21 protein-coding genes are annotated in these 24,072 nt (G+C 64.6%); 11 read left to right on the forward strand and 10 right to left on the reverse strand.

The window, feature by feature from the left end:
• The first annotated feature begins 119 nt into the window (after positions 1-119).
• A complete protein-coding gene (locus tag BLT92_RS06650; protein WP_092104242.1) occupies positions 120-1,358 on the forward strand; it encodes an MFS transporter in 1,239 nt (412 codons plus the stop codon).
• 232 nt (positions 1,359-1,590) lie between these two features.
• On the opposite strand, the gene BLT92_RS06655 is transcribed toward BLT92_RS06650, so the two are convergent.
• Genes BLT92_RS06655 through BLT92_RS06665 form a run of 3 tightly spaced genes read right to left on the reverse strand, consistent with a single transcriptional unit; the run spans position 1,591 to position 5,749 of the window.
• Positions 1,591-2,538, reverse strand: coding sequence for a diacylglycerol/lipid kinase family protein (locus BLT92_RS06655; RefSeq protein ID WP_157691361.1), 948 nt, complete (start codon positions 2,536-2,538; stop codon positions 1,591-1,593).
• Positions 2,535-4,187 (reverse strand): FAD-binding oxidoreductase, encoded by a 1,653-nt coding sequence (locus BLT92_RS06660; RefSeq protein ID WP_092104246.1) that lies wholly within the window; start codon positions 4,185-4,187, stop codon positions 2,535-2,537. Before BLT92_RS06660 ends, BLT92_RS06655 begins: the two co-directional genes overlap by 4 nt.
• 5 nt (positions 4,188-4,192) lie before the next feature.
• Complete coding sequence (locus BLT92_RS06665; protein WP_092104248.1) at positions 4,193-5,749, reverse strand: glycerol-3-phosphate dehydrogenase/oxidase; 1,557 nt, start codon at positions 5,747-5,749, stop codon at positions 4,193-4,195.
• 67 nt (positions 5,750-5,816) lie between these two features.
• Here BLT92_RS06665 and BLT92_RS06670 point away from each other — a divergent pair, with 67 nt between their 5' ends.
• The 3 genes from BLT92_RS06670 to BLT92_RS06680 all read left to right on the forward strand — a co-directional run bounded on the left by BLT92_RS06670 (position 5,817) and on the right by BLT92_RS06680 (position 8,034).
• Positions 5,817-6,446: a TetR/AcrR family transcriptional regulator gene (locus BLT92_RS06670; protein WP_157691362.1), complete on the forward strand. Its 630-nt coding sequence runs from the start codon at positions 5,817-5,819 to the stop codon at positions 6,444-6,446.
• 143 nt (positions 6,447-6,589) lie between these two features.
• Complete coding sequence (locus BLT92_RS06675; protein ID WP_092104250.1) at positions 6,590-6,787, forward strand: ferredoxin; 198 nt, start codon at positions 6,590-6,592, stop codon at positions 6,785-6,787.
• On the forward strand, positions 6,784-8,034 hold the full coding sequence (locus tag BLT92_RS06680) for an NAD(P)/FAD-dependent oxidoreductase (protein ID WP_092104252.1): 1,251 nt from the start codon (positions 6,784-6,786) through the stop codon (positions 8,032-8,034). The genes BLT92_RS06675 and BLT92_RS06680 overlap by 4 nt, the downstream gene beginning before the upstream one ends.
• A 364-nt stretch (positions 8,035-8,398) precedes the next feature.
• Here the strand turns inward: BLT92_RS06680 and dld are convergent, their stop codons facing one another.
• The 5 genes from dld to BLT92_RS06705 all read right to left on the reverse strand — a co-directional run bounded on the left by dld (position 8,399) and on the right by BLT92_RS06705 (position 13,972).
• Positions 8,399-10,108 carry a D-lactate dehydrogenase gene (dld, locus tag BLT92_RS06685; RefSeq protein WP_092104254.1) on the reverse strand — a complete coding sequence of 570 codons (1,710 nt, stop codon included), beginning with the start codon at positions 10,106-10,108 and terminating at the stop codon, positions 8,399-8,401.
• A gap of 66 nt (positions 10,109-10,174) precedes the next feature.
• Complete coding sequence (locus BLT92_RS06690) at positions 10,175-11,503, reverse strand: replication-associated recombination protein A (RefSeq protein WP_231939065.1); 1,329 nt, start codon at positions 11,501-11,503, stop codon at positions 10,175-10,177.
• Between the two features lie 61 nt (positions 11,504-11,564).
• Positions 11,565-11,927: an MmcQ/YjbR family DNA-binding protein gene (locus BLT92_RS06695; protein WP_092108891.1), complete on the reverse strand. Its 363-nt coding sequence runs from the start codon at positions 11,925-11,927 to the stop codon at positions 11,565-11,567.
• Positions 11,928-12,038: 111 nt separating this feature from the next.
• Positions 12,039-13,199: an MFS transporter gene (locus BLT92_RS06700; RefSeq protein ID WP_092104258.1), complete on the reverse strand. Its 1,161-nt coding sequence runs from the start codon at positions 13,197-13,199 to the stop codon at positions 12,039-12,041.
• Positions 13,200-13,297: 98 nt separating this feature from the next.
• Entirely contained in the window at positions 13,298-13,972 is a 675-nt protein-coding gene (locus tag BLT92_RS06705) for a GntR family transcriptional regulator (protein ID WP_092104260.1), read from the reverse strand.
• Between the two features lie 217 nt (positions 13,973-14,189).
• Between BLT92_RS06705 and BLT92_RS06710 the strand changes: the two genes are divergently transcribed.
• Positions 14,190-14,399: a helix-turn-helix transcriptional regulator gene (locus tag BLT92_RS06710; protein ID WP_092104262.1), complete on the forward strand. Its 210-nt coding sequence runs from the start codon at positions 14,190-14,192 to the stop codon at positions 14,397-14,399.
• On the forward strand, positions 14,396-14,959 hold the full coding sequence (locus tag BLT92_RS06715) for a hypothetical protein (RefSeq protein WP_092104264.1): 564 nt from the start codon (positions 14,396-14,398) through the stop codon (positions 14,957-14,959). Before BLT92_RS06710 ends, BLT92_RS06715 begins: the two co-directional genes overlap by 4 nt.
• Positions 14,960-15,218: 259 nt before the next feature.
• Here BLT92_RS06715 and BLT92_RS06720 read toward each other — a convergent pair whose 3' ends face one another.
• Complete coding sequence (locus tag BLT92_RS06720) at positions 15,219-16,538, reverse strand: FAD-binding oxidoreductase (RefSeq protein ID WP_197679679.1); 1,320 nt, start codon at positions 16,536-16,538, stop codon at positions 15,219-15,221.
• Between the two features lie 115 nt (positions 16,539-16,653).
• Between BLT92_RS06720 and BLT92_RS06725 the strand changes: the two genes are divergently transcribed.
• On the forward strand, positions 16,654-17,550 hold the full coding sequence (locus tag BLT92_RS06725) for a sigma-70 family RNA polymerase sigma factor (RefSeq protein WP_092104266.1): 897 nt from the start codon (positions 16,654-16,656) through the stop codon (positions 17,548-17,550).
• 173 nt (positions 17,551-17,723) lie between these two features.
• Here BLT92_RS06725 and BLT92_RS06730 read toward each other — a convergent pair whose 3' ends face one another.
• Positions 17,724-19,481: an FAD-dependent oxidoreductase gene (locus BLT92_RS06730; protein ID WP_092104267.1), complete on the reverse strand. Its 1,758-nt coding sequence runs from the start codon at positions 19,479-19,481 to the stop codon at positions 17,724-17,726.
• A 77-nt stretch (positions 19,482-19,558) separates the two neighbouring features.
• Here BLT92_RS06730 and BLT92_RS06735 point away from each other — a divergent pair, with 77 nt between their 5' ends.
• The 4 genes from BLT92_RS06735 (at position 19,559) to BLT92_RS06750 (ending at position 24,019) form a co-directional block, all read left to right on the forward strand.
• Positions 19,559-20,545: a LysR family transcriptional regulator gene (locus BLT92_RS06735; RefSeq protein WP_092108897.1), complete on the forward strand. Its 987-nt coding sequence runs from the start codon at positions 19,559-19,561 to the stop codon at positions 20,543-20,545.
• Between the two features lie 99 nt (positions 20,546-20,644).
• Positions 20,645-21,340, forward strand: coding sequence for a TetR/AcrR family transcriptional regulator (locus BLT92_RS06740; RefSeq protein ID WP_092104269.1), 696 nt, complete (start codon positions 20,645-20,647; stop codon positions 21,338-21,340).
• 168 nt (positions 21,341-21,508) lie between these two features.
• Positions 21,509-22,750 (forward strand): NAD(P)-binding domain-containing protein, encoded by a 1,242-nt coding sequence (locus BLT92_RS06745; RefSeq protein WP_092104271.1) that lies wholly within the window; start codon positions 21,509-21,511, stop codon positions 22,748-22,750.
• Between the two features lie 48 nt (positions 22,751-22,798).
• The gene (locus BLT92_RS06750) at positions 22,799-24,019 is read left to right on the forward strand and encodes a cytochrome P450 (RefSeq protein ID WP_197679680.1); all 1,221 of its coding nucleotides are present in this window, start codon (positions 22,799-22,801) and stop codon (positions 24,017-24,019) included.
• The last annotated feature ends 53 nt before the right edge of the window (positions 24,020-24,072 follow it).

Raw genomic sequence — 24,072 nt, forward strand, 5'->3', positions numbered from 1 at the left:
ATTCTCCCGGACACCTTGGGTGCCCAATCCGGCCGCACCCTCGCCGAGGTGACTCGACTCACCGGTAATAACTCCGCATCCGTATGGTGGACGTCTCGCGCGCTGGGTAGACTTTCCTGGTGTTCAACAACTATCGGGAAATTCTGTCTCTTCCCGGTGCCCTCAAGTTCTCCTTGGCCGGTCTTGTTGCACGTATGCCCATCGCAGTTCTGGGCCTGGGAATCGTCTTGTTCATCCAGGGCGTCAGCGGCTCCTATGGTCTGGCAGGCATCGTCGCCGCCGTGTACATGATCGTCCAAGCTCTTGCCGGCCCCGGGATCGCGCGCCTCGTCGACCGCCGCGGCCAGGCCGCTGTCATGGTGCCCATCGTCATCACGCACCTCATCGCCCTGCTGATGCTCATCGTCACCGTCTACGCCGACTGGTGGACAGGCTTCATCTTCGTCTTCGCCGGCATCAGCGGGGCCACTGTCGGCTCCGTCGGGTCGCTGGTGCGCTCCCGCTGGTCACACATCGTGGATTCGCCGAAGAAGCTGCAGACCGCGTTCTCCTGGGAATCCGTGGCCGATGAGCTGCTCTTCGTCACCGGGCCCGTCGTCGCCACCGTGCTCGCCACCGCCGTGTTCCCGCCGGCAGGCATCATCCTCTCGATGCTCACCGCCGGGATCGGCTCGGCCCTGCTCTACGTCCAGAAGTCGACCGAGCCCCCGCCGATCGAACGCTCCACGGAAGCCAAGGGCCATGTGTTCTCCAACCCGGGCATCTTCACGATCATCGTCGTCAATGTGTTCCTGGGAGTGAACTTCGGGGCCATCGACGTCATCGCCGTGGCCTTCGCCGACGAGCAGGGCGTGAAGTCACTGGCCGGCATCCTGCTCAGCGCCTTCGCCCTGGGGTCGCTCATCGCCGGTGGACTCTACGGATCGCGGAACTGGAACTCGGCGACGCACCACCGCTTCGGCATCACCGTGACCCTGCTGGCCATCGGTGCCTGCTCGATGATGCTGGCTCAGGGCATGGTCTCCTACACGATCATCCTGTTCCTCGTCGGCTTCACGATCGCCCCGAGCCTCATCGGCGCGAACTCCGTCATCGAAGCGTTGGCACCACCTCGGCGACTGACCGAGGCCTTCGCCTGGCTGGGCACGTCCCTGGGCTTCGGCGTGGCCTTCGGGTCGGCCATCGCCGGGAACATCATCGACGCCGCGAATGCGAAGACCGCGATGCTGTTGCCCGCCGGCTGCGCCATCGTCGGTGCCCTGCTGGCACTGTCACTGCTGAAGCTGCTCAACCCGACGCGGTCGAGCCACGAGGCGCGGTCGAACAGGGAGCGGCGACGGGTGAACGTCGCGGAGTGAGGGGTAGTGCTGCGGTTCAGTCGGCGGCCGTGCAACGGGCGGCACCTGGCGATCCCCGTCGCGGGGCGGTCCTTGTTGCGGGGCGGTCCTCATCGCAGATGGTCCTCATTGCGGGGCGCAGGTGGCACTCTGCACCCTGAGCTCTGAAACACCCCACTGCCACGGGGTGATTAAGCGCTACATGTAGGCGATGGCGCTCCCGGGTTGCCCCCTTAACTCTGCGCACCGTCCCTTACTGCGCCTCAGCTGCCGGGACGCGAACCTGCAGCGACTCCGGACGAATCGTGACCGTGGCCGGAGTCTGTGCGACTGCATCACCGTCGGCGACGATCTCGACCGGCTCGGCACCCTCGGTCGCGGCGATATGAACCTCGCGAGCGTGGCCGAAGTGAATGTGCGGGTGCAGCTTGTGTTTGCCCACGGTGTGTTTGCCCACGGTAAACGCCACCAGCTCCGCGGCCAGCCTCGGGAGGAAGCCGTCCTTGAGCAGAACCACGTCGATGAGACCGTCGTCGAGCTTCGCCTCGGGCGAGAGTTTCAGTCCGCCTCCGTAACGACCGGAGTTGGCGAACCCGGCTGATAATCCTCGGAATTCGACCTGTTCGCCATCGATGGTCAGCGCCAGGGCGATGCGTCGTGGTGGCATGATCGCGCGAACGACGCCGTACAGGTAGACCCAGTGGCCCTTGATGCGGCGGACCGAGTCGGCGTATTCCTGGACTGTGGAGTCCAGGCCGAGACTGACATTGCCGACGCAGATCTGTCCATCGAGGTCGAGGACATCGATGGTGCGGTCACGACCGTTCGCGACGATGGCAACGGCGGCCGCGATGTCCTTTGGGATGCCGAGTTTGCCGATGAAGTCGTTGCCGCGCCCACCTGCGATGATGCCCAGCGAGGTGCGCGTGCCGACGAGCCCGGCGGCGACGGCGCGCACCAGACCGTCACCGCCGAGTGACACGACAATGGGTGCGCCCCGCGCCGCGAACTCCGCGGCGAGGTCGGTCGCGTTCTGCTCGCTCGTGCTTTCGACCAGGACTGCCTCGAGGCCGTGAGCGGCAAAGGCCGACTGCAAGGGCTCGATCCGCTTCTGGACAGCGCCGTGGCGTGCGACGGGGTTGAGAATGACCGGTACCGACGCCCGTGACGATGCCGAGCTCTGTGGCGATGCGGTGCTCACAGCGCGCTCGGCCCGTGCATGAGCTTGCCGGGGTTCATGATGCCCTCCGGATCCACCTCGGCCTTGGCTGCGCGCAGCATCCGCAGCCACAGTTCGCCGGTCTCCCGAGGGAGCCAGGGAGCATGGTCCGCGCCGGCGGAATGGTGGTGAGTGATCGTTCCGCCGTTGTCGACCATGGCGTCACCTGCCGCGGTCTTCAGTGCCTTCCACTGCTCCATCTCCTGGCCCTCCTGCTGCTGGGCGAAGACGGTGTAGTAGAGCGAGCAACCGGAGGTGTAGAGGTGCGATATGTGGCACAGCACCAAGGCCGGTGTGCCTCGGTCGGCCAGCGCCTTCTCGACGTCGGCCTTGATCGTGTCGTGCAAGGACTCGATCCTGCTCCACGGCGCGGCCGTCTCCATCGTCTCGACGATGACGCCCTCGGTCATCAGCTGATCGCGCAGGTACGGGGTTGAGAAGCGGTGCTTCTCCCACTGGGTCTCGGGCGCACCTCCCATGGTGACACCCTTATGTTTCTTGGCGATCTCGCGTCCGGCGGCCCGTCGCGATTTCGCATCCGACTTGCGGCCGTCGTAACGCAGCACCAGCATGCACGGGGTCGTGACTCCTCGTGCGCGCAGAAAGGCGAGAAGGCCCTTGCGCTGGATGTCGCTGCCCAGCTGCGCGAGACCGAACGCCGTCTCATTGAGATCGGACAGACGCGCGATATCGGGACGCAGGCCACTCTGTTCGATCTCGCGCAACGCGCTCGCACCCGAATGGAAGTCGTCGAAGAACCAGGCGTCGGGCAGCGTCACCTCGGGCAGACGCTTGATCCGCAGCGTGGCCTCGGTGATGATGCCCAGCGTGCCCTCAGAGCCGATGAAGACTTGGCGCGGATTGGGCCCAGCCGCCGTGGCCGGAGTCGAGCGCAGCTCGACCGGACCACTGGGCGTGGAACAGCGCAGGCCGAACACGTTTTCGTCGATCCGACCGTACCCGGTGGACTGCTGACCGGCCGAGCGTGTGGCGACCCATCCTCCGACGGTGCTGAATTCGAAGGACTGCGGGAAGTGGCCGAGCGTGAAGCCACTGGCCTGCAGCTTTTCTTCGAGATCGGGGCCGAAGACCCCGGCCTGCACGGTCGCCGTCAGCGACTCCTCGTCGATGTCGAGGATCTGGTCGAGTCGGGCCAGGCTGATGCACACGCAGCTGCGGAAGCCCGGACGGAATGCGTCGATGCCGGCGACGACGCTGGTACCACCACCGAAGGGAACGACCGCGATGCGCTCCTGCGCACTGATGGCCAGCAGTGCGTCCACCTCGGCGTGGGATGCCGGGTAGAGCACGACGTCCGGGGCGAACGGCAACTCCGCACTGCGCAGACGCAGAAGGTCGGGCAGACTGCGTCCAGCAGCATGGGAGACGCGGGTCGCGTGATCATCACGGACGAACTCGGCGCCCAGCAGCTCTTCGAAGCGCGTGCGCGAGCTGTCCGGGAGGTCGGCCTCGGGCAATTGGACGGATTCGAGTTCGACCGGCGGATTGTGGACGCCTTTGGGCCAGCCGCAGTTCTTGGTCAGCATCTTCTTGGCCCCGGGTGTGATCGGGCCGTCGTTTCCGTCCTCGCCCCAGCCCCACCAGCGCATGCGCGGTTGCGTATTGTCCATGAGGGTCAGCCTTCTTCCTGTGTGGTCTCGATCAGTTCTGGAGCGTGTCTGCGCACTGCGGCGGCAAGGTCACCGCGGTCGGCGTCGACGAGTCCCCACCGGGTCCGGCGGTCGATCACGTCCTCAACGGTGACGGCGAGTTCGTGGTCAACGGCGAACCGAATCTCCGCGGGCGTGAACGGGATCCCCGACCTCACCGGTTCGTTCCGGGCAGGGTCGTCGGCGCCGTATGCCGCCACCGTTTCGGCGTCCGTGCCGTAGCGCCGGACCAGCCGCTCTGGCAGGCCGGACTTCGGTGTGCCAGCACCGACGAGGCCGAGCGTCGTCGTGCTGCAGGGCCGAGCTTTCAGCCCTCCGGCCTTGACCACTGCGTCGACGGCGTCTTCTGCCATGCGCCGGTATCCGGTGAGTTTGCCGCCGACGATCGTGAGGATGCCGGTGTCCGGGTCGCGCAGCAGTGCGTGCTTGCGTGAGAGGTCGGCGCTGGAGTCGCCCTTGCTTTTGAGCAGCGGCCGGAATCCGGCGTAGCTGCCGACGATGTCATCGGGTGTCAGAGGCTTCTGCAGAACGGCGTTGATGGTGTCGAGGAGGAATGTGCGCTCGTCCTCGTCCGGGCGGGCGCGTTCGGGGATCGGCCCGGTGTGCGGGTCGTCGGTGAGGCCGATCATGACGAGGCCGTCGTCCCACGGAACCGCGAAGACGAATCTGCCGAAGTGGCCGGGCACCGGTGCCGTGATCGCCACGGACGGATGGCCCATGCGCTCGGCGGGAACCAGCAGGTGCGAGCCTTTGCTCGGGGCGAGCTCTACGTCGTCGGAGAGCGTGTCCGCCCAGACGCCGGCCGCATTGACGATCTGCTTCGCGCGGATCGTATGATCGGCACCGGTGAGCTGGTCGGTGACGTGGACCTGCCCGCGCTCCATTCTGGTCGCGGCGGTGTAGGTGAGGATGCGTGCGCCGTGGGCGGCGGCCGTGCGGGCGATGGCCACGACGAGACGGGCGTCGTCGACGAGCCGACCGTCCCAGCTGAGCAGCCCGCCGCGCAGTCCGGCCGTGGCCGTGCCCGGCGCGAGCTGCTTGACCGTCGGGGTGGACACGCGGCTGGGATGGGGAAGCAGCGATTCGGAGGTGCGCGCCAGCACGCGCAGCGCGTCTCCGGCGAAGAATCCGGCACCCGTCAGGGCCGCGTCGAAGCGACTGACGCCGGGGTGCAGCGGGAAGAGCATCTGCAGCGGGCGGATCAGGTGCGGGGCGATGCGGCTCATCAGGTGACCGCGTTCGACGGCCGACTCCCAGGCGATCGGGAAGTCGAGCTTCGCCAGGTAGCGCAGTCCGCCGTGGGCGAGCTTAGAACTCCAGCTGCTCGTGCCCGAGGCGAGGTCCTTGCGCTCGACCAGCACGACGCTCAGCCCACGGGCCGCCGCGTCGAGGGCGACACCGGCACCGGTGACCCCACCGCCGATGACGACGAGGTCGACCTCCTCGTCGTCAGAGAGCTCAGCGAGGTCCCGCTCACGCCGCGCACTGTTGAGCGCGGCATCGCCTGATGTGCTGGAATTCATTCTCGGCCTTTCTGGTACGAAGTCGTACCAGTTTGCAATCATCGTCGTTTGTTGTCAAGATCACACTGTGAGTGATCAGGGACGACCGTATGCCGGTGCCAGCCGCGAGGCGCGCAAGAGCGCCCGCCGCGAGCAGATCATCACTGCCGGAACGTCGCTCTTCGGCACCGTGGGGTATCGGGCCACGACTGTCGGTGCGATCTGCGAAGAGGCGGGCCTCAACAAGCGCTACTTCTACGAATCGTTCGCCACCTTGGAGGACCTCCTCTGCGAGGTCTACGAACGGGTGGTCGCCGATCTGCGAGACTCGGTGCTCGCCGGAGACGAGGACGAGGCTCTGATGGTTCTGCGCGGATTCATCTCGGGCTTCCTCACCTGGGCGCAGGCCAATCCCGTGAAGGCACGAGTCCACCTCTTCGAAGTCCTCGGCGTCAGCGCGCGCATCGACGAGCTGTATCGCTCCTATGGACGGGCGATCGGCGACGAGCTCTCGAGCCGCCTGTCGGCGACGATGCCCGGGCCCGAGCTCACCCCGGGGCAGCAGCGCGTCTTCGGCGACGTGCTCGTCGGTGCCGGCCTGCAGATCGTCGTCAACTGGGTCATCAGCGACTACCAGCCGCCTCGCGAAGAGCTGCTCCAGGAGATCGACGGCACCCTCGGCTGGGTCCTGTCCGCCGGGCAGGCCGCGCTCGGCTGACAGCGCTCAGTCGCCGCGACTCAGCGACACTTTGCGGGATAGTGCCAGGGCAGGCTCAGTTCGCGGCATCTATAATGTGAGTGATGTTCTACCCCTGAATCAGTCGCCTGCAGACTAGATGACGGTCAACCTAGGAGGATCTGGTGAGAATCGAACTGGACCAAGACATGTGCATTGGGGCCGGAAATTGCGTCCTCACCGCTCCGGACCTATTCGACCAGCGTGATGAGGACGGAGTGGCTTTCGTGCTCGAGGAGAACCCCTCTCCTGAGCAGGAGGGCTCCGCCAAGGAGGCAGAAGCACTGTGTCCTGCCTCCGCAATCCGCGTTCTCAAGAAGTGACGAAGGACGTTTCAGCGAAGAAGGTCGTCATTGTCGGCGCTGGCCCTGCGGGGATCGCTGCCGCCGATGCTCTGCGGGCTGCAGGCCATACCGGAGTGATTCTGATCTTCGGCGAAGAGCGCCACGCACCCTACGACAGACCGCCACTGTCCAAACAGATACTGGCCGGTACCTGGTTGCCCGAAAAAGCCCAGCTGCGCACCAGTGAACAGTTCGCAGTTGCCGACGTGACGCTGCACCTCTCCGTCAGAGCTGCCTCGGTGGACGTCGAAGCGCATCAGGTCACCCTCGAGTCCGGCGAGCAGGTCGCTTATGACGCCTTGATCGTGGCCACCGGAGTCACCGCGCGAGAGTTGCCGTTCGGACACCAGCTCGAGGGAGTCCACGTCATGCGTACTCTTGACGACTCCCAGGCTCTGCGATCCGAGCTGGAGACGTCTCAACACCTCGCAGTCATCGGCGCCGGATTCCTCGGCGCCGAAGTGGCCGCCGTAGCCCGTTCGCTGGGCAAAGAAGTCACATTGATCGATCCTCTCGAACTGCCGATGCAGAATGTGGTCGGCGACGAGGTCGGGTCCATGATCGCCGACCTTCATCGGCATCATGGCGTGAACCTTGAGCTCGGGCACGGTGTCAGTTCCATCGAGGACAGAAGCGGGCGGGCCACCGGAGTCACACTCGACGACGGAAGAACAGTACATGCGGATGCGGCACTCGTAGCCGTTGGAGCCCGTCCAGCCGTTGAATGGCTGCGTTCGAGCTCGGTCCCCCTGACAGCACCGAAAGACTACGGAGCCGGTGGGGTGCGCTGTGATGCGAGCGGACGCGCCGCCGATGACGTCTGGGCCATCGGCGACGTCGCCGCATGGTGGGACCCCATACTGGAACGTCACGTGCGCGTGGAGCATCGGATGACCGCGAACGAGCACGCTCGCTCCTGCGCACACGACATCCTGGAACTCGCCCCCACTGCAACAAAAACTGTTCCGTACTTCTGGTCCGACCAGTACGATCTCAAGCTGCGTAGCTTCGGCCTCCCCTCCCAGCAGTGCAGTTTTCAGGTGGTCGAGGGAGACCTCGAGGGCCGACGATTCGTTGCCGCCTATACAGACGAATCCGATCGCATTGTCGGCACAATCGGAGCCGGAATGTTCAAAGCGATGAACTGGTGGCGACAGCAGATCCTTGACGGCCAGACCCTCGACGAGGCCCTCCGCATCAAACAGTCCGCGGAGAACCCCGCCTAAGCACCTTCGCAGAACCCCAGCGGAGCTAGGGCAGTGGACGCAGGAAGTCGCAGATATCTGATGCCAGCAGGTCAGGTTCCAGAATCCGGGCGAGCAGTCCAATTGGAGAATCGGCCAAGCCTGGAGCCAGCGTGAGCGGTCGAACCCGAGTTCTTCGTGCATCAGCGTGTGCCGGAGATCGTTTTGACCTCCGATGGCAGATCGTTGATGGTTCGCTGTTGGGCGCGCCGCTCGAATCCGTCAGCCCAGTAGCCGCACAGCCGCTGAAGTTCGGCGGCATCATCGATTTCTCGCTGTGCACTTCGATCACTGGTCCGCGTGTCATGGTCAAACAGTACTCCGGTGACGGTTCAGATCCAGAGGCTCACGCCCAGTTCTTATGCGGCGAGGTCTCACCCACGCCTGGGTTGAAGACGTTGCAGGGATCGAGCTCTTTGAAGTGGGCTTCCATCTCCGAGGGAACATGATAGAGGCGCCCATAGTTGTGCTCGGCGGGCACGGCGGCTCCGCGCTCCTCGAGCAGTGCCATCATCTGCTTCTTCAGCGCCACCGGGTCGACGCCCTTCTTCGCGACATGGTCTTGGTGGAGGACGTGGCAGAAGAAGTGACCATAATAGGAACTGATGTGCAGCTGATCCGAGATCTCTTTCGGCAGCACCTCGAGCCAATCATCGTCATCTCGTTTCAGAGCCACGTCGAAGGTGATCATGTCCGAGGAATCGTCACGGTTGAGATTGAAGTAGCGTGTGGCGGCACTGGCGGCACCGAACCGGTGGAGCATAGCGGACTGGGCCTCATCGGCAGTGGCGATGAAGAAGTCACCGTCATGGCCCGCCTCGGCGAAGAAGGTCGTGAGGAACTCCTCGGTCTTCTGCTGCTGGTCACCGCTGACGACGAGCAGCAGGTGATGTTCGAAGCGGTCGCGGTACTTCAGCATTCGGTCAGACAGCTGCTGCGGCAGCAGGCTGAAGGCACCCTGGGCGATGGAATCGGCGACGGTCTGGCCGAAGAACGGCAGCTTCGCGAACACTCCGTTGGCCCAGTTCTTCAATGCGAAGAGCTTGATCTGCTCGCGACTGCCGGCGTGCTTGACGGAGACGAACGTGTCCTTGCCGTACTTCTCTGCGAGGTCGAAGGAGGGTCGTCCCATGTACTCACCGGAGATCGGCAGGGGCATGTCCGAGGTCAGTATCGCCCGGCGCAGGTCCTCGAGCTCGGCGGGGCTGTTGGTTCCGACGTAGAAGGTCGTCGAGTCCTTCTGCTGGGGGAAGGTGCGGGTGCGCACGGCGAAGACCATGAGTTTGCCGGCCGACCCTGATGCCTCGTAGAGGAATTTCGGGTTCGCGTTGTAGCGGGCCGGTGAGTTCGTGATCTCGCGGACGTGCTCGCCGTATTCGGTCTCCGTGGTGTCCTCGGGCGCAGGCGTGACGTCCGCGGGGTCCCAGTCGCCGCGCTGGAGTCTGTCGAGGATGTGTGCCGGATCGTCGCCGAGGCTGATGCCCAGATGGTTGACGAGTTCGACCTTGCCGTCCTCGTTGACCCGGGCGAAGATCGCGTTCTTCGTGAACGCCGGTCCCTTGCGGATCTGGCTTCCGCCGGAGTTGTTCGCGATGCCGCCGACGACCGAGGCCCCGATCGAGGACGAGCCGATCACCGAGTGCGGTTCGCGCTCGTGGGGTGCCAGCTTGTCGTCGAGTTCGTAGAGGGTCGAGCCGGCCAGGCACACTGCTTCGCGGGCGTCGTTGATGAGGTGGATCTGGTTGATGCGCAGGGTGGAGATGATGACGATCTCACGGTCGTAGTCCTGATCGCCGGGCCCCGAGCCGCCGGTGAGTCCGGTGTTCGCGGACTGTGGGATGACGATGAGGTCATGGTCGACGCAGACCTGCAGGGCCCGCCACATATCGACGAGGCTGCCCGGCTTGAGGACGGCGAGCACCCTGCCGCCGCCGAAGCGATTGCCCTTGGCGTACGGTTCGGTGGCGCGCGCCGAGGTGAGCACATGCCTCTTGCCCATGATGCCGACGAAGGCGCTGATGGCTGGTGATGTGTGCTGGCGTGATTGTCCGAGCATGGCGTCGATCCCTATCCGGTCGTTGCGAGTTGTTGTGGTCTGCGAGTGCGGTCGCCGAGGTGGCCCCTACGTTTCGGAAGCGTCGTCGGCTTCCTCCTGCGCCCGCTTCTGAGTGCGCAGCCGGTGCCATTCGGACAGTTTTTCTCCGATGACGCGTTCGTAGCCGTTGCCGGTGGGCCTGTACAGCCTCTCCGGCTCCATGTCCTCGGGGAAGTAGTTGGCCCCGGAGAAGCCTCCCTGCGTGTGCGGATCGTACTCGTAGCCTTCTCCGTAGCCGAGGTTCTTCATCAGCTTCGTCGGGGCGTTGAGGATATTCGCCGGCGGCATGAGTGAGCCGGTCTTCTTCGCCAGCCTCGTTGCGGCGTTGAACGCGGAGTAGACCGCGACGGACTTCGGTGCGGTCGCCAGGTACACGACGGCTTGGGCGATGGCGAGTTCGCCTTCGGGAGACCCGAGCCGCTCGTACACGTCCCATGCGGCCACAGCCTGGTGGACGGCTTGCAGATCGGCGATCGCAATGTCCTCGTTGGCGAACCTGACCAGCCGTCGGGCGATGTAGAGGGGATCCTCCCCGCCTTCGAGCATTCGTGCCAGCCAGTACAGCGACGCGTCGGGGTCCGAGCCGCGCATTGACTTGTGCAGCGCGGAGATGAGGTTGTAATGCCCCTCTTGGGCCTTGTCGTAGATCGGTGCGCGCTGCTGCACCAGCTCGACCAGGCCCGAGGTGTCGAGCCTCCCGCTGACAGATTGGAGTTGTTCGATGAGGTTGAGCAGGTATCGACCATCGCCGTCGGCCATCGCCACCAGGGCATGTCGTGCCTGCACATCGAGCGGCAGTTCTCTCGCTGTGGTTTCCTCTGCCCGTGCGATGAGTGTGGTCAGCGCTTCCTCGTCGAGGCGCTTGAGGACGAAGACCTGACAGCGGGAGAGCAGAGCTGAGTTGAGTTCGAAGCTGGGGTTCTCCGTGGTCGCGCCGACGAGCACGACCGTACCGTCCTCCACATAAGGCAGGAAGGAGTCCTGCTGGGCGCGGTTGAAGCGGTGGATCTCGTCAACGAACAGCATGGTGGACTGACCCACCTCGCGCCGTTTGGCAGCAGCTTGGAAGACTTTGCGGAGTTCGGCGACACCGGAGAAGGTCGCTGAAACCGATTCGAAGACGAGGTTGGTGCGTTCGGCCAGCAGCCGCGCGATGGTTGTCTTCCCACAACCCGGCGGCCCCCACAGCACCATCGAGACCAGCCTGCGTTCGGCGACCATCCGACCAATCGGTGCGTCATCCCCAAGGAGATGGTCTTGCCCGATGACATCCTCGAGGGACTCCGGGCGCAGACGATCGGCCAGGGGGCGGCCCACGTCGTCAGGCTCAAACAAAGACGGCGGTTCTTGACTCACAATGTCACCTCCAACTTCATGGTTCAATCTTCGCAGCCTCGGCGCAACTGTGGTTGTGCTCTTACGGGCGGTCCTTGAGCGGCAGTTGCTCCCGGGCAAGGTCATAGGAGTCTTGGACGAGCTCTTCGACCACGGCCTGAGTGATGCCTGTGCCGGATCCGATGGAGATCCAGTGGTCTTTGTCGAGATAGTGTCCCCGACTGATCGATCTGTGCTCGCGCCGCAGAGCATCACCATGGTGGGGCTCAGCCTTGACGGTGATGATCTCCAGACCGGGGTCGTCCTCCGTCACGATCAGAAACACCTTCCCCGCGACCTTCCACACCTGCAGATGTTTCGTGAACGGATAGCCGCTGCTGGTGCCCGGCAATCCGCGGGCAACCTCTCGCGCCTTGTTCTGTATGGTGTGACCGTTGAGACCCACGGTGCCTCCTTCGCCGGTGCCCTTCTGGACCAACCCCTTCTCTGAGGAACGATACCCGGGGTCACAACTCCACGGATGGCCGTCGAGTCGGCGCGCTCTTCATGCCGCACACTACTTCCTCGACGCTGACCTTGCGGATGCCAGCGATACCGCACCGAGGCTGAGCAGGCAGACCAGCGCAACTGCACCCAACGACATGGCGTAGGACATGACCGGCAACAGGGCCGCGAGGACCGTGGGCAGCAGGAATCCGGAGTAGGCCAGTGAGTAGTAGACGCCGGTGATCCCTGCCAGGTCCGCAGGTTCAGCGATGGCTTGGACGATGACCAGTCCGGCCACCACGCAGATGCCGTAGGCCACGCCGAGGACAATGGCGACGACGAAGGCAACGACCGGATCGGCGACCAGGGCCGCGACGACCGCAAGACCCATGCCGATGGTCATGAGCGTGAGCCCGACGACCAGCGCACGTCCGCCCGTCCACCTGTTGATGCGTGGGACGAGGTTCTGCACCAGCGCCCCGGCGCCGAGGGTGGCGACGGTGAGCACGGTCGCGTACATGGTCGTCCACTCCCCCAGCTCGCCCTGGACCAGCGCCGGCATCACCGCGTAGGCGACACCAGCAGCAGCGAAGACCCAGGGCGCTGCGGGGATGATGAGCCTGATGAAGGTGCTGTGACCGACCAGCGGAATCCTCAAGCCCCGCCACCAGTGTCGGCTCGACCGGCGGCCCCGCGGCAGAGTCTCGGACGCGGTGAACACGATGAGAAGTGCCACGACACTGAGCAGTCCGTGCACGGCGTAGGGAAGCGTCTGGGGCATCGGACCCCACTGAGCCAGACTGCCGGTGACCGCGGCGCCGACGGCGAATCCCAGAGTCAGCGTGAGTGCGGGGCGGCGAGCGCCGGCGGTGATCCCGGCTGCATGGTCGAAGGGCGGGGCGGAGAGTTCCTTGATCCAGCTCGTGCCCACCGACATGGCCACGCCCACGCCGACTCCGGCGAGCACGCGGCCGATGCACAGCAGCCAGAAGAGTTCGAAACCGATGCCCAGGAGGAGGCTGCCGAGGATCGCCGCAATCGTGCCGGCGATGAGTATCGGTTTGCGTCCGCGTCGATCCGAGAGCGCCGAGGCGACCAGGAGCCCGGGGACCAGTCCCCCGACGTACATGCCCAGTAAGAGATTGGCCTGCCAGATCGCGTAGCCACCATCATCTTCGTACATGTGCACGAGAGGAGTGAAGTGATTGCCACCCCAGGCGAGCAGGAACATGGCGGGGACGACGCGAAGCCAGGCAGCGCCTCGGCGAGGGTGGGGCTGTGGGGCTTCGTTTGGCGACGATTGCGCCGTCGACGCGGGATCGGATTTCATCACTTGCTGTTCTGGGGGAAGTGCGAGGCTGTGATGTGCAGGCGAACGAGTTTGCCGAATTCCTTGGCGTCGCCACGTTCGGCCAGGTCAGTGAGTTCGGCGTGCTCATCGAAGAGGGTGCGCAGCGAGCTGGGCTGATCGATGACCACCTGGTAGGTCAGACGGGCCAGACGCGGGCCCATCGTGGTCAGCATTTCCTCGACGACGGCGTTGCCTCCGCTGCGGATGATGCGCGCGTGGAAGGCGTAGTCGAAGCTGGCGAAATCGAGAGGATTCCCGGCTTCCAACGCCTCTCGCTGCCGATCGAGAAGAGTTCGCAGATCTGCCGCCAGCGGTGCGAAGTCGCTGTCGGCGGTCAGCGCTTGGACGGCGTCGGTTTCGAACATCGCGCGCACGGCGAGCAGATCTCGGCGCTCCTGGCGCGTCACGGTGGTGACGATCGCACCCTTCTTCGGCACAAGGCGGACCAACCTCCAGCGTTCGAGCTGCAGCATCGCCTCGCGCGCCGGGGTTCGGCTGGCGTTCTGGGCCTCGGCGAGGTCGGCCTCGGTGAGGAGTTGGCCGGGCTCGTAGCGTTGCTCGATGATTTCGCGGGCGGCCCACGCGGCCATCCGCGCTGCGATCGGTGATGAATCGTCGGTGCTTTCCCACGGGAGCGTCAGCAGATCGTTCATGACTCCACGCTAACAGATGCATACATTGATAGATGCATCAACCGACACCATGCCACCCACCAGAGTGATGCGCTCAATGGCTCATCGACTCGCATGCGCCTCCCCACGCACGTGCAATGTCAAAGATCTTTGACATCAGCGTGTCAAGAGTGCTTTACTTTTTATGTAAAGGATCATTGACATTGTATTGGCGGCATTCGCGGCATCAGGAGGCAGGATGGAAGTTCAGACCTCGAGCCTCAAGCAGGTTCGCAAGGCTGCCGGCCTCACTCAGGCTCGGCTCGCCCAGCTCACGGGCGTATCACGTCAGACGATCATCGCCACCGAGCGTGGCGACTACGCACCCAGCGTGTTCCTGGCACTGCGGATCGCCCACGCTCTCGAAACCACAGTCGAAGAGATCTTCTCGCTTCAGGAGGAATCATGAGCAACACTCACAAGGCTCACCGGCCAAACGCTCTGGCCGACCGGATCGCGGGTATCAACGATCCGTCGATGGGAGATGAACGAGAACGCGATGTCATCCTCCGGGCGTATATGTTCGGGTCGGTCCTCACCATCTACGTCTTCCTTGCCCTCGCCGTTCTCTTCGCAGTCATCGGAGCAGGATTCTGGACCCTTCCTCTGCTGCTTGGCTCAGGAGTGTTGAGTTTCGCAGTGGCCAGTTACTGCAAACGTGAGAACGTCGATTTTGACCTCGCAACGGCGCTCTCCTCACCGAGGCGGCTCATCATCTCCTACGTCACATGCGGCGTATTCGCGGTAGCTTGGGTCTTCGCCATGGGATTCCACCAGATCACCGGGCACCCATTGCTCGCGGCAGGGCTGGGATCGACCATAGAGAGCGCCAACGGCAGTTCCATCGTCATCGGCGGGCTCGTGGGAGTGGCCATCGCCATCGTGGCCATGACGATCTCTCGCCAGCGCAAACTCAAGCAGGCCCGCATCGAGGCTGCCCGGGCGGCCGACGTCGAGGATGAGGACTGAACCCCGCACCGTCAGCAGCAAAACCACCCGCCGCAAAGGGATGAATGAGCGCTACATGTAGGCGATGCGTGAGTGACGACAACTGAGCTGGTGCTGCCGGGATGTCCGTCGGCCTGGCGGTGCTCACCTCGGCGGCCAGTCCTGGACCCGCATAGTTCGGTTGCCCACACCTGGGGTGCCAAAACCTCTCGCTGCAGCGGGGTGTTTTCGCACTCCGGGTAGTGACGGCGGCGCGGCACCCGAGCCACAGCTGCGTCCCTTACCCGAAGGTGGGGAAGTTCCCGACGAAGACGCCCTCGGGGTCCCGCTCCTGCTTGAGACGACGCAACCGGGCCAAGGCCGATTCCGGCAACGCGTCGGCAAGGCTCTCGCTCGGGCTGAGGAACGTCACGGGTTTGCGCCCGGTCGTCGGCAGAGCCCGCGCCAGATCTGCCTGCTTCTTCGTGATGGACTCAGCGGCTTCCTCGGTGACGGGCAGTCCGAACATGTAGACGCTGAACGGTTCGCTCAGCGCCCCGTGGGGATTGTCGGTCGGGCGGGCGAGCGCCCCGCCGAGGTGCCTGACCTGCACCGATAGCAGCGGATCGATGGGCGTCTTAAGCAGAGCGTCGAGGGCCGTGTCATCAAGAGTCGTGAGCAGCTCCGCGTGGGAGCTGCCGGGAACGGGCTCGGTCGGCTCGGCTGTGATCGTTCCCAGATCGGCCACGCTCATCGGTGCACGAGTGTCGGAGAGCGGCGTCGGCAATGCTTCGGTCGCGCGCATGAGACGGCGGACCTCGGCCTCCGTCCCGAGGTAGGTCGAGTCGATGGCAACCATCGGGTCGGCGCCCGGGAAGCTGAGGAGCTCCAGCCACAGGTTCAGATCGTCCGGCGCGGTCGCCGTCAACGACCGGAACACCTCGGCGACATCGCGGGCATGGGCGGCCGACCAGAGCTGACGCCCGCCGAACACCTCCGGAGCCTCATGCAGCTGGACCTCAAGACCGGTGACGATGACGAGCTCGCTGCCCGCACCACGCAGCGCCCAGAACAGCTCGGGATCCGTATCCGAGGTGATGCGGCGGGCCCGGCCCTCCGCGTCGACGATGTCGAAGGCGCGGATACTGTCGCCCACCCACCCGAAGGACCGTCCGAACCAGCTCAGGCCGCCGCCGAGTGCGACCCCGGCCACCGTCACCACTGGTGAGCTGCCCGGAAGTCCGGTCAGTCCGTGATCGGCCGCTGCGGCCTGCAACTGCCCGGCCCGCGTCCCGGAGCCGATCATGGCCGTTCGCTGTTTGGGGTCGATGACGATCTGATTGAGACGGGTGGTCCGCAGCAGGATCGCTCCGCTTGCCCGTCCGGTCGCGCCGTGACCGGAGGGCTGAGTGGCGATCGACAGGCCCCGACTCCGGGCGAAGCGCACGAGGCTGCTGATGTCGTCGACGCCACTCGCTTCGACCACGGCGAGGACGTCTTGGTCGATGGCGCGATTCCACGGTCGGTGGACCTCATCGAACTCGGTGCTGGCGGGAAGCCAGACGCGGCCCTGGACAGCGGCTCGAAGCTCGTCAAGAATGGATGTCGACAGAACAGTCACAATTGCTCCTTGGCTCATGTTGGTACGTGTGATGATCGGACCGACGTCTGCCGGTCTTGCCTGTGAGTCGTTCCCCGAGGCAGAAATGTGACGAGTCATCACCGGCAGGATAGCTATGACATCGGAGTCGACACCTCAGTCCCTCGCCGAGGTGGCCGATCAGTTCACCTCGCATCGACCCAAATTGTTCGCCATCGCTCACCGTGCTCTGGGATCCCCGTGGGCCGCCGATGATGCTGTGCAGGAGACATGGATCCGGTTGCAGCGGGCAGACACCGCGGCCATTGAAAATGTCGAGGCGTGGCTGACGACCGTGATCTCTCGGGTGTGCATCGACCTCATCCGCCGCGACGTCGCAAGACGCGAAGACCTGCAGTGGGAGTACTCGGCAGAAGAAGCTGACCGTCCGGAGGACAGTGCCCTGATTCGAGACGAGCTCTCGGCGGCCCTGCACATTGTGCTCGACACGCTGGGGCCTCTGGAACGTCTCGCGTTGGTCCTTCACGACTTCTTCGCTCTGACCTATAGCGACATTGCGCCCATCGTCGACCGCAGTCCTGCCGCGGCTCGTCAGCTCGCCTCCCGCGCACGTGCACGTGCACGGCTGCGTGGGGTCGACATTGCCGACGTTCGCCACGGAGAGGAGTCTGCGATCACGGCCTTTCTCTCCGCGGCCCGCGAGGGAGACTTCGGCAGTCTGCTCCAACTCCTCGATCCCGAGATCGAACTGCGCAGCGACCCAGCGGCCCTGAGGCTGGCTGGAGCGGGTGCAGACTCCGGTGCCCCACTCCTCGATCGCGAAGTTGCCGGTCCGGACGCCGTGGCCCGAGTCTTCAATGGCCGTGCGCACGCGACCCAGCTGGTCCATATCGCCGGCGCCCCCGCTGCCGCCTACGTCGCCGACGGCATTCCTCGCGCGATCTACCTGTTCCGCTTCGCCAACGGCAGGCTCGCCTCCGTCGATGTGCTGGCCGACGAGAAAGTCCTGGCAAGCCTCGACATCACACTGTGACCTCTACACCACCCTGCGAGTGCCAAAACGCCCCGTTGCAACGAGATGATTCGGCACTCCGGGTAGTGACGCGACGCCGTTGTCGAGCCCGCGGCGAGCTGAACCTCGGTGACGTCACTGATTTCGGGCGGCGCCGGGCGCAACTAGTGACGTCACCGAGGTTGAGTGTGTTCCTATTCCACGAGCTTGCCGACCTGGCTGATCTCCTCGGTGCGCATGAGCTCGGCGACCTCGGGGTCGACGGCCGGAATGCTCTCCTTCACGACTCCGGTCGCTGGTGACCAGACGAGGTTGACCTGCAGGTTCTCATCCTGCTCGGGGTAGTCGCTGCGGTTGTGACAACCGCGGGTCTCCCTGCGTTCGAGCGCGCACTCCAGAGTTGCCCTGGCCGCGAGCACCGAGGATTTGAGGTCGAAGGCGTGGGACAGGTCGGAGAATCCGGCGATGTCCGGGTGGATGCCCACGTCATTCATCCGCGACTCGATGTCGGCGAGCTTCTCGAGTCCGGCCAGCAGACCGGCTTCGTCGCGAACGACACCGGCGTGCTCGGTCATGAGGTTGCGGACCTCGCGTTGCAGAGCTCGAACATTCTCCGTGCCCTCGGATGCGAGGAGATCCTCGATCTCAGCCCGCGCCTCGGCGATGGCAGACTGCGACCTCACCTGCGCCCCCAGATCAGCCGAATACGCGACGGCGGACCGGCCGACGATGCGACCGAAGACGAGGAGTTCGATGAGCGAATTGCCGCCGAGGCGGTTGGCCCCGTGCAGCCCGGACGAAGCCTCGCCGATGGCCCACAGTCCCTCGACGTCGGTGCTGTGCTCGGCCGGGTCGACCCACACCCCGCCCATCGAATAGTGAGCGGTCGGGGCGATCTCGATCGGGGAGACGGTGATGTCGAGCATCTGCGTCTCCATCATCGTCTGGAACACGCGCGGCAGGCGGTTCATGATGGTCTCGCGCGGCAGGTGCGAGACGTCGAGCCAGACGCCGCCGTTTTCCGTACCGCGGCCCTCGGCGATCTCGGTGTAGGCGGCCAGTGCCACGCGGTCGCGGGTGGAGAGTTCCATGCGTTCGGGGTCGTAGCGTTCCATGAACCGCTCCCCCAGTCCGTTGCGTAGGATTCCGCCCTCACCAGGTGCGGCTTCGGAGACGAGGGTGCCGGCGGCGTTCTCGGGTTCGATGATGCCAGAGGGGTGGAACTGGACGAGCTCGGCGTCGCGCAGGCGGGCTCCGGCCTCGACTGCCAGGCGGAAGGAGTCGCCGGTATTCTCGTCTCGGCGAGAGGAGGTGCGGCGCCAGATCCGGTTGTGTCCGCCGGCGGCGAGGATGACAGCGTCGGCATGGATGCGGTAGCGGGAGCCGTCGACGATGTCGAAGCCGAATGCGCCGAAGATGCGACCGTCGGCGACGAGGAGTTTGGTGATGTAGACGCGGTCGAGGATGGGGACATTCAGGGCCTCGGCACGATGAATGAGGGTGCGCTGGATTTCGAGTCCCGTGTAGTCGCCGGCGAAAGCGGTGCGACGCCAGGTGTGGGCGCCGAAGAAGCGCTGCGAGATCCGACCGTCGTCCTCCTTCGCGAAGTCCATTCCGTATCGCTCCAGGTCAGCAATTCCCTGCCCGGCTCCCTGGGTGACGATTTCGACGGTGCGGGGGTTGGCGAGGTCATAGGATTCCTTGATCGTGTCGGCTGCGTGCTGCTGCCAGGAGTCGTCGGGGTCCATCGTGGCCAGGGCCGCGTTGATGCCGCCGGCGGCCAGCGAGGTGTGCGCGTCGTCCTTGGGTCGCTTGCCGACGGCGAGGACGTCGGTGCCGGATTCGGCGACCTCGATCGCGGCGCGCAGGCCGGATCCGCCGGTGCCGATGACCAGCACCGAGGTGGAGATCGTGTGTTCGTGTGCGTGGGCATTTCCCTGTGTGGAGTTCATGTATTCCACGCTAGGTTCGGCCGCCTCATGCGTCCAATGTATTGTTTCGCTTGAGTTGATAGCGATACGCTATGAACATGAATCTGGAACAGCTCGCGAGCTTCGTCGAGATCGCCAACACCGGTCATTTCACGAGGGCCGCTGCCACGCTTCACCTGGCCCAACCCTCATTGAGTCGGCAGATCTCGACGCTGGAGAAGGAGCTCGGCTCCGAACTCTTCCATCGCGCCCATGGACACATCAGTCTCACCGCCGCAGGCGATACTCTCCTGCCGACCGCTCGACGAATGCTCGCCGACGCCGAGGCGGTCCGTCGTGACATGGATGAGCTCGCCGGGCTGCGCAAGGGGCGGATCCGTTTGGGCGCGACTCCGACGCTGTGCGTCAGCCTCGTCGCCGAGGCGATCAGCAGCTTCCATCATGAGCATCCCGGGGTCGAGCTCGAGCTTGTCGAGAAGGGGTCGCGTGAGCTCATCGAGGCGCTGGGTGCCGGCGAACTGGACCTTGCACTCATCACGCGGACGTTGACTCCGAGCGCGCAGATGCCGAGGTTGCGGATGCGGGAAGTGCTCAGTGAGGACCTGGTGGTGATTGCGGGGGCGGACCGCCGTTCCGGCGGCAGCACCTCATGGTCGGGCGACAGCCGCAGCGGTGCTCCACTCCTGCCCGGTGACACGGTCACGTTGGCGGAGGTCGCGGCACTCCCCCAGGTGCTGTTCCATCACGGATACGATCTGCGCGAGGCCACCTCGGCGGCCTTCGATGCGGCCGGGTTGGCACCGAACATCGTCGTCGAGGGAGCCGAGATGGACGCAGTGCTGCGCTTCGTCGAACGCGGACTGGGGGTCGCAATCGTCCCGGCAATGGTCCTCGTCGATCGGCCGCGCCTGACCTCGGCACAGCTGCTGGAGCCGAGTTTGTCGCGGACGGTCAGCCTCGCCACCCGAGCGGACGTACGGCCGACCAGAGCCGCCTCGGCGATGGAGACAACGATCCTCTCGACTGCGAGGGCCCTGACCGAGGAGGACACCGGACTGGCGGCGTATGTGCGGCTGGTGAGGTAAGGGGCCGGCACCGACCACGACAAGCGCCCGCCGACGGGCCCAAGCGTCCACCGGCATGGGAGGATGCTTACATCGAGAGTTCACTGAAAGGGGCGGAGCATGGCGACAGAACGAACGCGCCATCGTCGGGGTGAGGGCGGAAAGCTTCGCGAAGAGATCCTCAATGCCGTCAATCGTCTCCTTGACGAATGGGGCAGTGTTGAACGTCTGACGATTCGGGCTGTAGCGGCTGAGACCGGAGTCGCCGCCCCAAGCATCTATATGCATTTCAAGGACAAGACCGACCTCGTCTGGGCCGCACTGTCCGACAAGTACCAACAGCTGGCCACCCAGATGCGAATCGCCGACGAGAAAGCGGATCAGGAAGGACCGGTCGAACGACTGCGCGCCCAAGTGCATGCCTATTGCCTCTTCGGTCTGAAAAACCCCGGACACTACCGCCTGCTCTACGAGACCAGACAGCCGCAGGCCGATACCGACCGGGTCCGGCACCACCCGGCCAGCGTCGTCTCAGGCAGCCTCCGAGCAGCCGTCACCCGGTGCCAACAGGCGGGTTGCCCCATGTCCCTGCCTGCCGATCAGCTGGTGCAGACCCTATGGTCCGGTGTGCACGGCACCCTGTCTCTCGCACACAGCCTCTTCGACGACGAAGCTCTGGAACCGATCGTTCTCGACATCGCCGACGGCCTCATCGACTCGACAGTCGTGGCCCCCGGGACCGAGTTCACCGACCGATCCAAGCAGATGGACAGTTCGGCCGCCCGGCGCCTCCGCAGCCTGCTCAGCGAATACTAGACTCCGCCCCCAACGATCGCCCTCACCAGGCAAGTTTTGCTGTCGCCAGCGGGTGGGTCTACAGTTTAACTGAACTTAGTTAGGTTATAGGTTCACGACTGTCGACAACGGCTCTCCGAACGAACCATCGCAGCAGACTGCGAGAGCCGCGTACCCGAAGGAACGTGTATGAACAGAGCGCCTCGCAATGACCTCCCCGCCCTTCGAACGGGCGTGATCGGGCTCGGAATGATCGGAGGAGGAGTCGCCACCAGCCTCTCCCGCAGCGGCTACCTTCCTCTCGTCTACGACATCAGACCAGAGGCAGCCGACCTGCCCGGAACCCCTGAACTGGCTGCCTCTCCTGCGGTTGTGGCGACAGCTAGCGACATCGTGTTCGTCTCCGTCGTGAACGCCGATCAGGCCTTGGACGTGCTCAACGGCAAGGACGGCCTGCTGTCCGGTTCACACTCCGGTCTCATCGTCGTCCTGCTGAGCACGGTCAGCCTGGAAACTGTAACCAGATTGTCCGAGCTCTGCACCGAATACGACGTGACTTTGTTGGACTGCGGAGTGACGCCAGGTGACAAGGCCGCCGAGAACGGAATGGTCGCTATGGTCGGCGGCGATGAGGAATCCGTCGAACACGCCCGCCCAGCTCTCGAGGGCTTCGCCAAGGCAGTGGTGCACTGTGGCCCGTTGGGTGCAGGGATGGCTACCAAACTGGCACGGAACGTCATCACCTACGGCAGCTGGCGCACTGTCAGCGAAGCTGCCTCACTCGCCGCATCCGCCGGGGTCAGCCCGCAGACTCTCATCGACGTCATCGAGACCGCCGACCCGGACGGCACCACTGCACTGATGCTGCTGCGTCAACAGCAGACCAGTGCCGCTGCCGCTGTCGGTGAGCAGATTCGTCCGCTGATGGCCAAGGACCTCGCCGCTGCCAAAGAGCTGGCGGCATCCTCGGGCCTGCAGATGCCGCTGGTTGACGTGGCGCAGGACAAGGCGACGGACACCCTTGGGCTGGATGACCCGAAAGCGTCCGCCGAGAATGGCAGCCAGGATGATGCCCACCAGATGATGGATGCGGTCTATGGCTCAGGATTCAGCCAGGCCATGCCGAACACCGGCACGCCTTTCGAGAAGGAGACCGCCGAGCATCTCTTCGGAGACGTCTGGAGCCGCCCCGAGCTCTCCATCCGCGACCGCCGCCTCCTCGTTCTGGGAGCCACGGCAGCCTTGGGCGACGCCGATCTCATCCGAATTCAGGTCCGCGGTGCCCTGGCCAACCAGGAACTGTCCGGCGAACAGCTCAATGAGGCTGTGCTCCAACTCGCCTATTACGTCGGCTGGGGGCGCGCATCGAGCGTGCACCGCGGTGTCGCCGCCGCCCTCGCCGAACACAGCAACCGAGACCAGGCTCACTGAGAACCCGACCCGAGAAGACACCAACCACCGAAGGAAAGAGGACATCACATGACTGAGACAACGACCCCCATGCCCACTGTGCGCGATGCCGAGTCGCCGCTGGATCCACCACCGGAGTACCAGGCACTCCAAGAGGAACGGCCTGTCCACTGGGTGCGGTTCCCCAACGGCTCCGAAGGCTGGCTGGTGACCCGGTTCGATGAGGGGAGCCAGGTCTTCTCCGACCCCCGTATGAGCTCCCACCGCCCGCGACACGATAATCCTGAAGGAGAAGCAGGAGAGAGCGCCGGCACCGATGAGAGCGGCCTGCCTCCGCTGTTCGTGATGATGGATGAACCGGATCACGGCGCTTACCGCAAGCTGCTGACAGGGAAATTCACGCCTAAGGCTGTGGCGAAGAATCTTCAACCGTACATCGATCGGATCGTCGACGAACACCTCGACGCGATTGCGTCGACATCTGGGCCGGTCGACCTCATCGAGGCGCTCTGCCTGCCGATTCCGTGCCTGGTGATCTGCGAGATCCTGGGTGTGCCGTACGAAGACCGTGACGGGTTCCACGGCGCGACAGAGGCGATGATGGATATGGGCAGATCCCGCGAAGAGCGAGACGCGGGAGCTCAGTGGCTGATGGGCTACATTTCAAAGCTCATCGAGACCAAGAGAAGCCAGCCGGAGTCGGACGGACTGATCAGCGAACTCATCCGCATCGCCGCATCGGGCGAGACCATCCTCACCGACAAGGACCTCACGGGCATCTGTGCTCTTCTGCTCTTCGCCGGCCACGACACGACCGCTGCCATGATGGGTCTGTCGATCATGACCCTGCTGACGCATCCGGGCAAATGGGAGGAGTTGCGCGAGAACCCGGAGAAGATCGGTCCGGCCATCGAGGAGCTTCTCCGGTACCTGACCATCGTTCAGTTCGGGCTCGGACGTGTGGCCCTCGAAGATGTCGAAATCGGAGAGGCACAGATCAAACAGGGTGACCTGGTCGTCGTCGCTATGCCGATTGCCAATCGTGATCCTCGGGTCTTCACCGATCCGGACGTACCGGACTTCGACCGCAAGACCACGCGCCATCTGGCCTTCGGCTACGGCGTTCACCAGTGCCTGGGTCAGAACGTCGCGCGCGCAGAGCTCAAGACGGTGCTGCCCAAACTCATCGAACGTTTCCCCGACCTCCACTTGGCCGTCGACCCCAGTGACGTCCCCATGGATGCCTTCGGGACGAACTACGGGGTCCGGGAACTGCCCGTGACCTTCTGAATCACCCCACACAACCGAACTGCCGAGGTGCACTGCGGCTCGACCGAAAGGAA

Origin of the sequence: Brevibacterium picturae, from assembly GCF_900105045.1 — a bacterium.
Lineage (GTDB): Bacteria > Actinomycetota > Actinomycetes > Actinomycetales > Brevibacteriaceae > Brevibacterium > Brevibacterium picturae.

Coding starts and splice junctions, on each gene's coding strand:
- BLT92_RS06660 (WP_092104246.1), bottom strand. CDS start 4,187: ATGGACAATACGCAACCGCGCATGCGCTGGTGGGGCTGGGGCGAGGAC.
- BLT92_RS06665 (WP_092104248.1), bottom strand. CDS start 5,749: ATGAATTCCAGCACATCAGGCGATGCCGCGCTCAACAGTGCGCGGCGT.
- dld (WP_092104254.1), bottom strand. CDS start 10,108: ATGCTCGGACAATCACGCCAGCACACATCACCAGCCATCAGCGCCTTC.
- BLT92_RS06700 (WP_092104258.1), bottom strand. CDS start 13,199: ATGTTCCTGCTCGCCTGGGGTGGCAATCACTTCACTCCTCTCGTGCAC.
- BLT92_RS06705 (WP_092104260.1), bottom strand. CDS start 13,972: ATGAACGATCTGCTGACGCTCCCGTGGGAAAGCACCGACGATTCATCA.
- BLT92_RS06710 (WP_092104262.1), top strand. CDS start 14,190: ATGGAAGTTCAGACCTCGAGCCTCAAGCAGGTTCGCAAGGCTGCCGGC.
- BLT92_RS06715 (WP_092104264.1), top strand. CDS start 14,396: ATGAGCAACACTCACAAGGCTCACCGGCCAAACGCTCTGGCCGACCGG.
- BLT92_RS06725 (WP_092104266.1), top strand. CDS start 16,654: ATGACATCGGAGTCGACACCTCAGTCCCTCGCCGAGGTGGCCGATCAG.
- BLT92_RS06730 (WP_092104267.1), bottom strand. CDS start 19,481: ATGAACTCCACACAGGGAAATGCCCACGCACACGAACACACGATCTCC.
- BLT92_RS06735 (WP_092108897.1), top strand. CDS start 19,559: ATGAATCTGGAACAGCTCGCGAGCTTCGTCGAGATCGCCAACACCGGT.
- BLT92_RS06740 (WP_092104269.1), top strand. CDS start 20,645: ATGGCGACAGAACGAACGCGCCATCGTCGGGGTGAGGGCGGAAAGCTT.
- BLT92_RS06745 (WP_092104271.1), top strand. CDS start 21,509: ATGAACAGAGCGCCTCGCAATGACCTCCCCGCCCTTCGAACGGGCGTG.
- BLT92_RS06750 (WP_197679680.1), top strand. CDS start 22,799: ATGACTGAGACAACGACCCCCATGCCCACTGTGCGCGATGCCGAGTCG.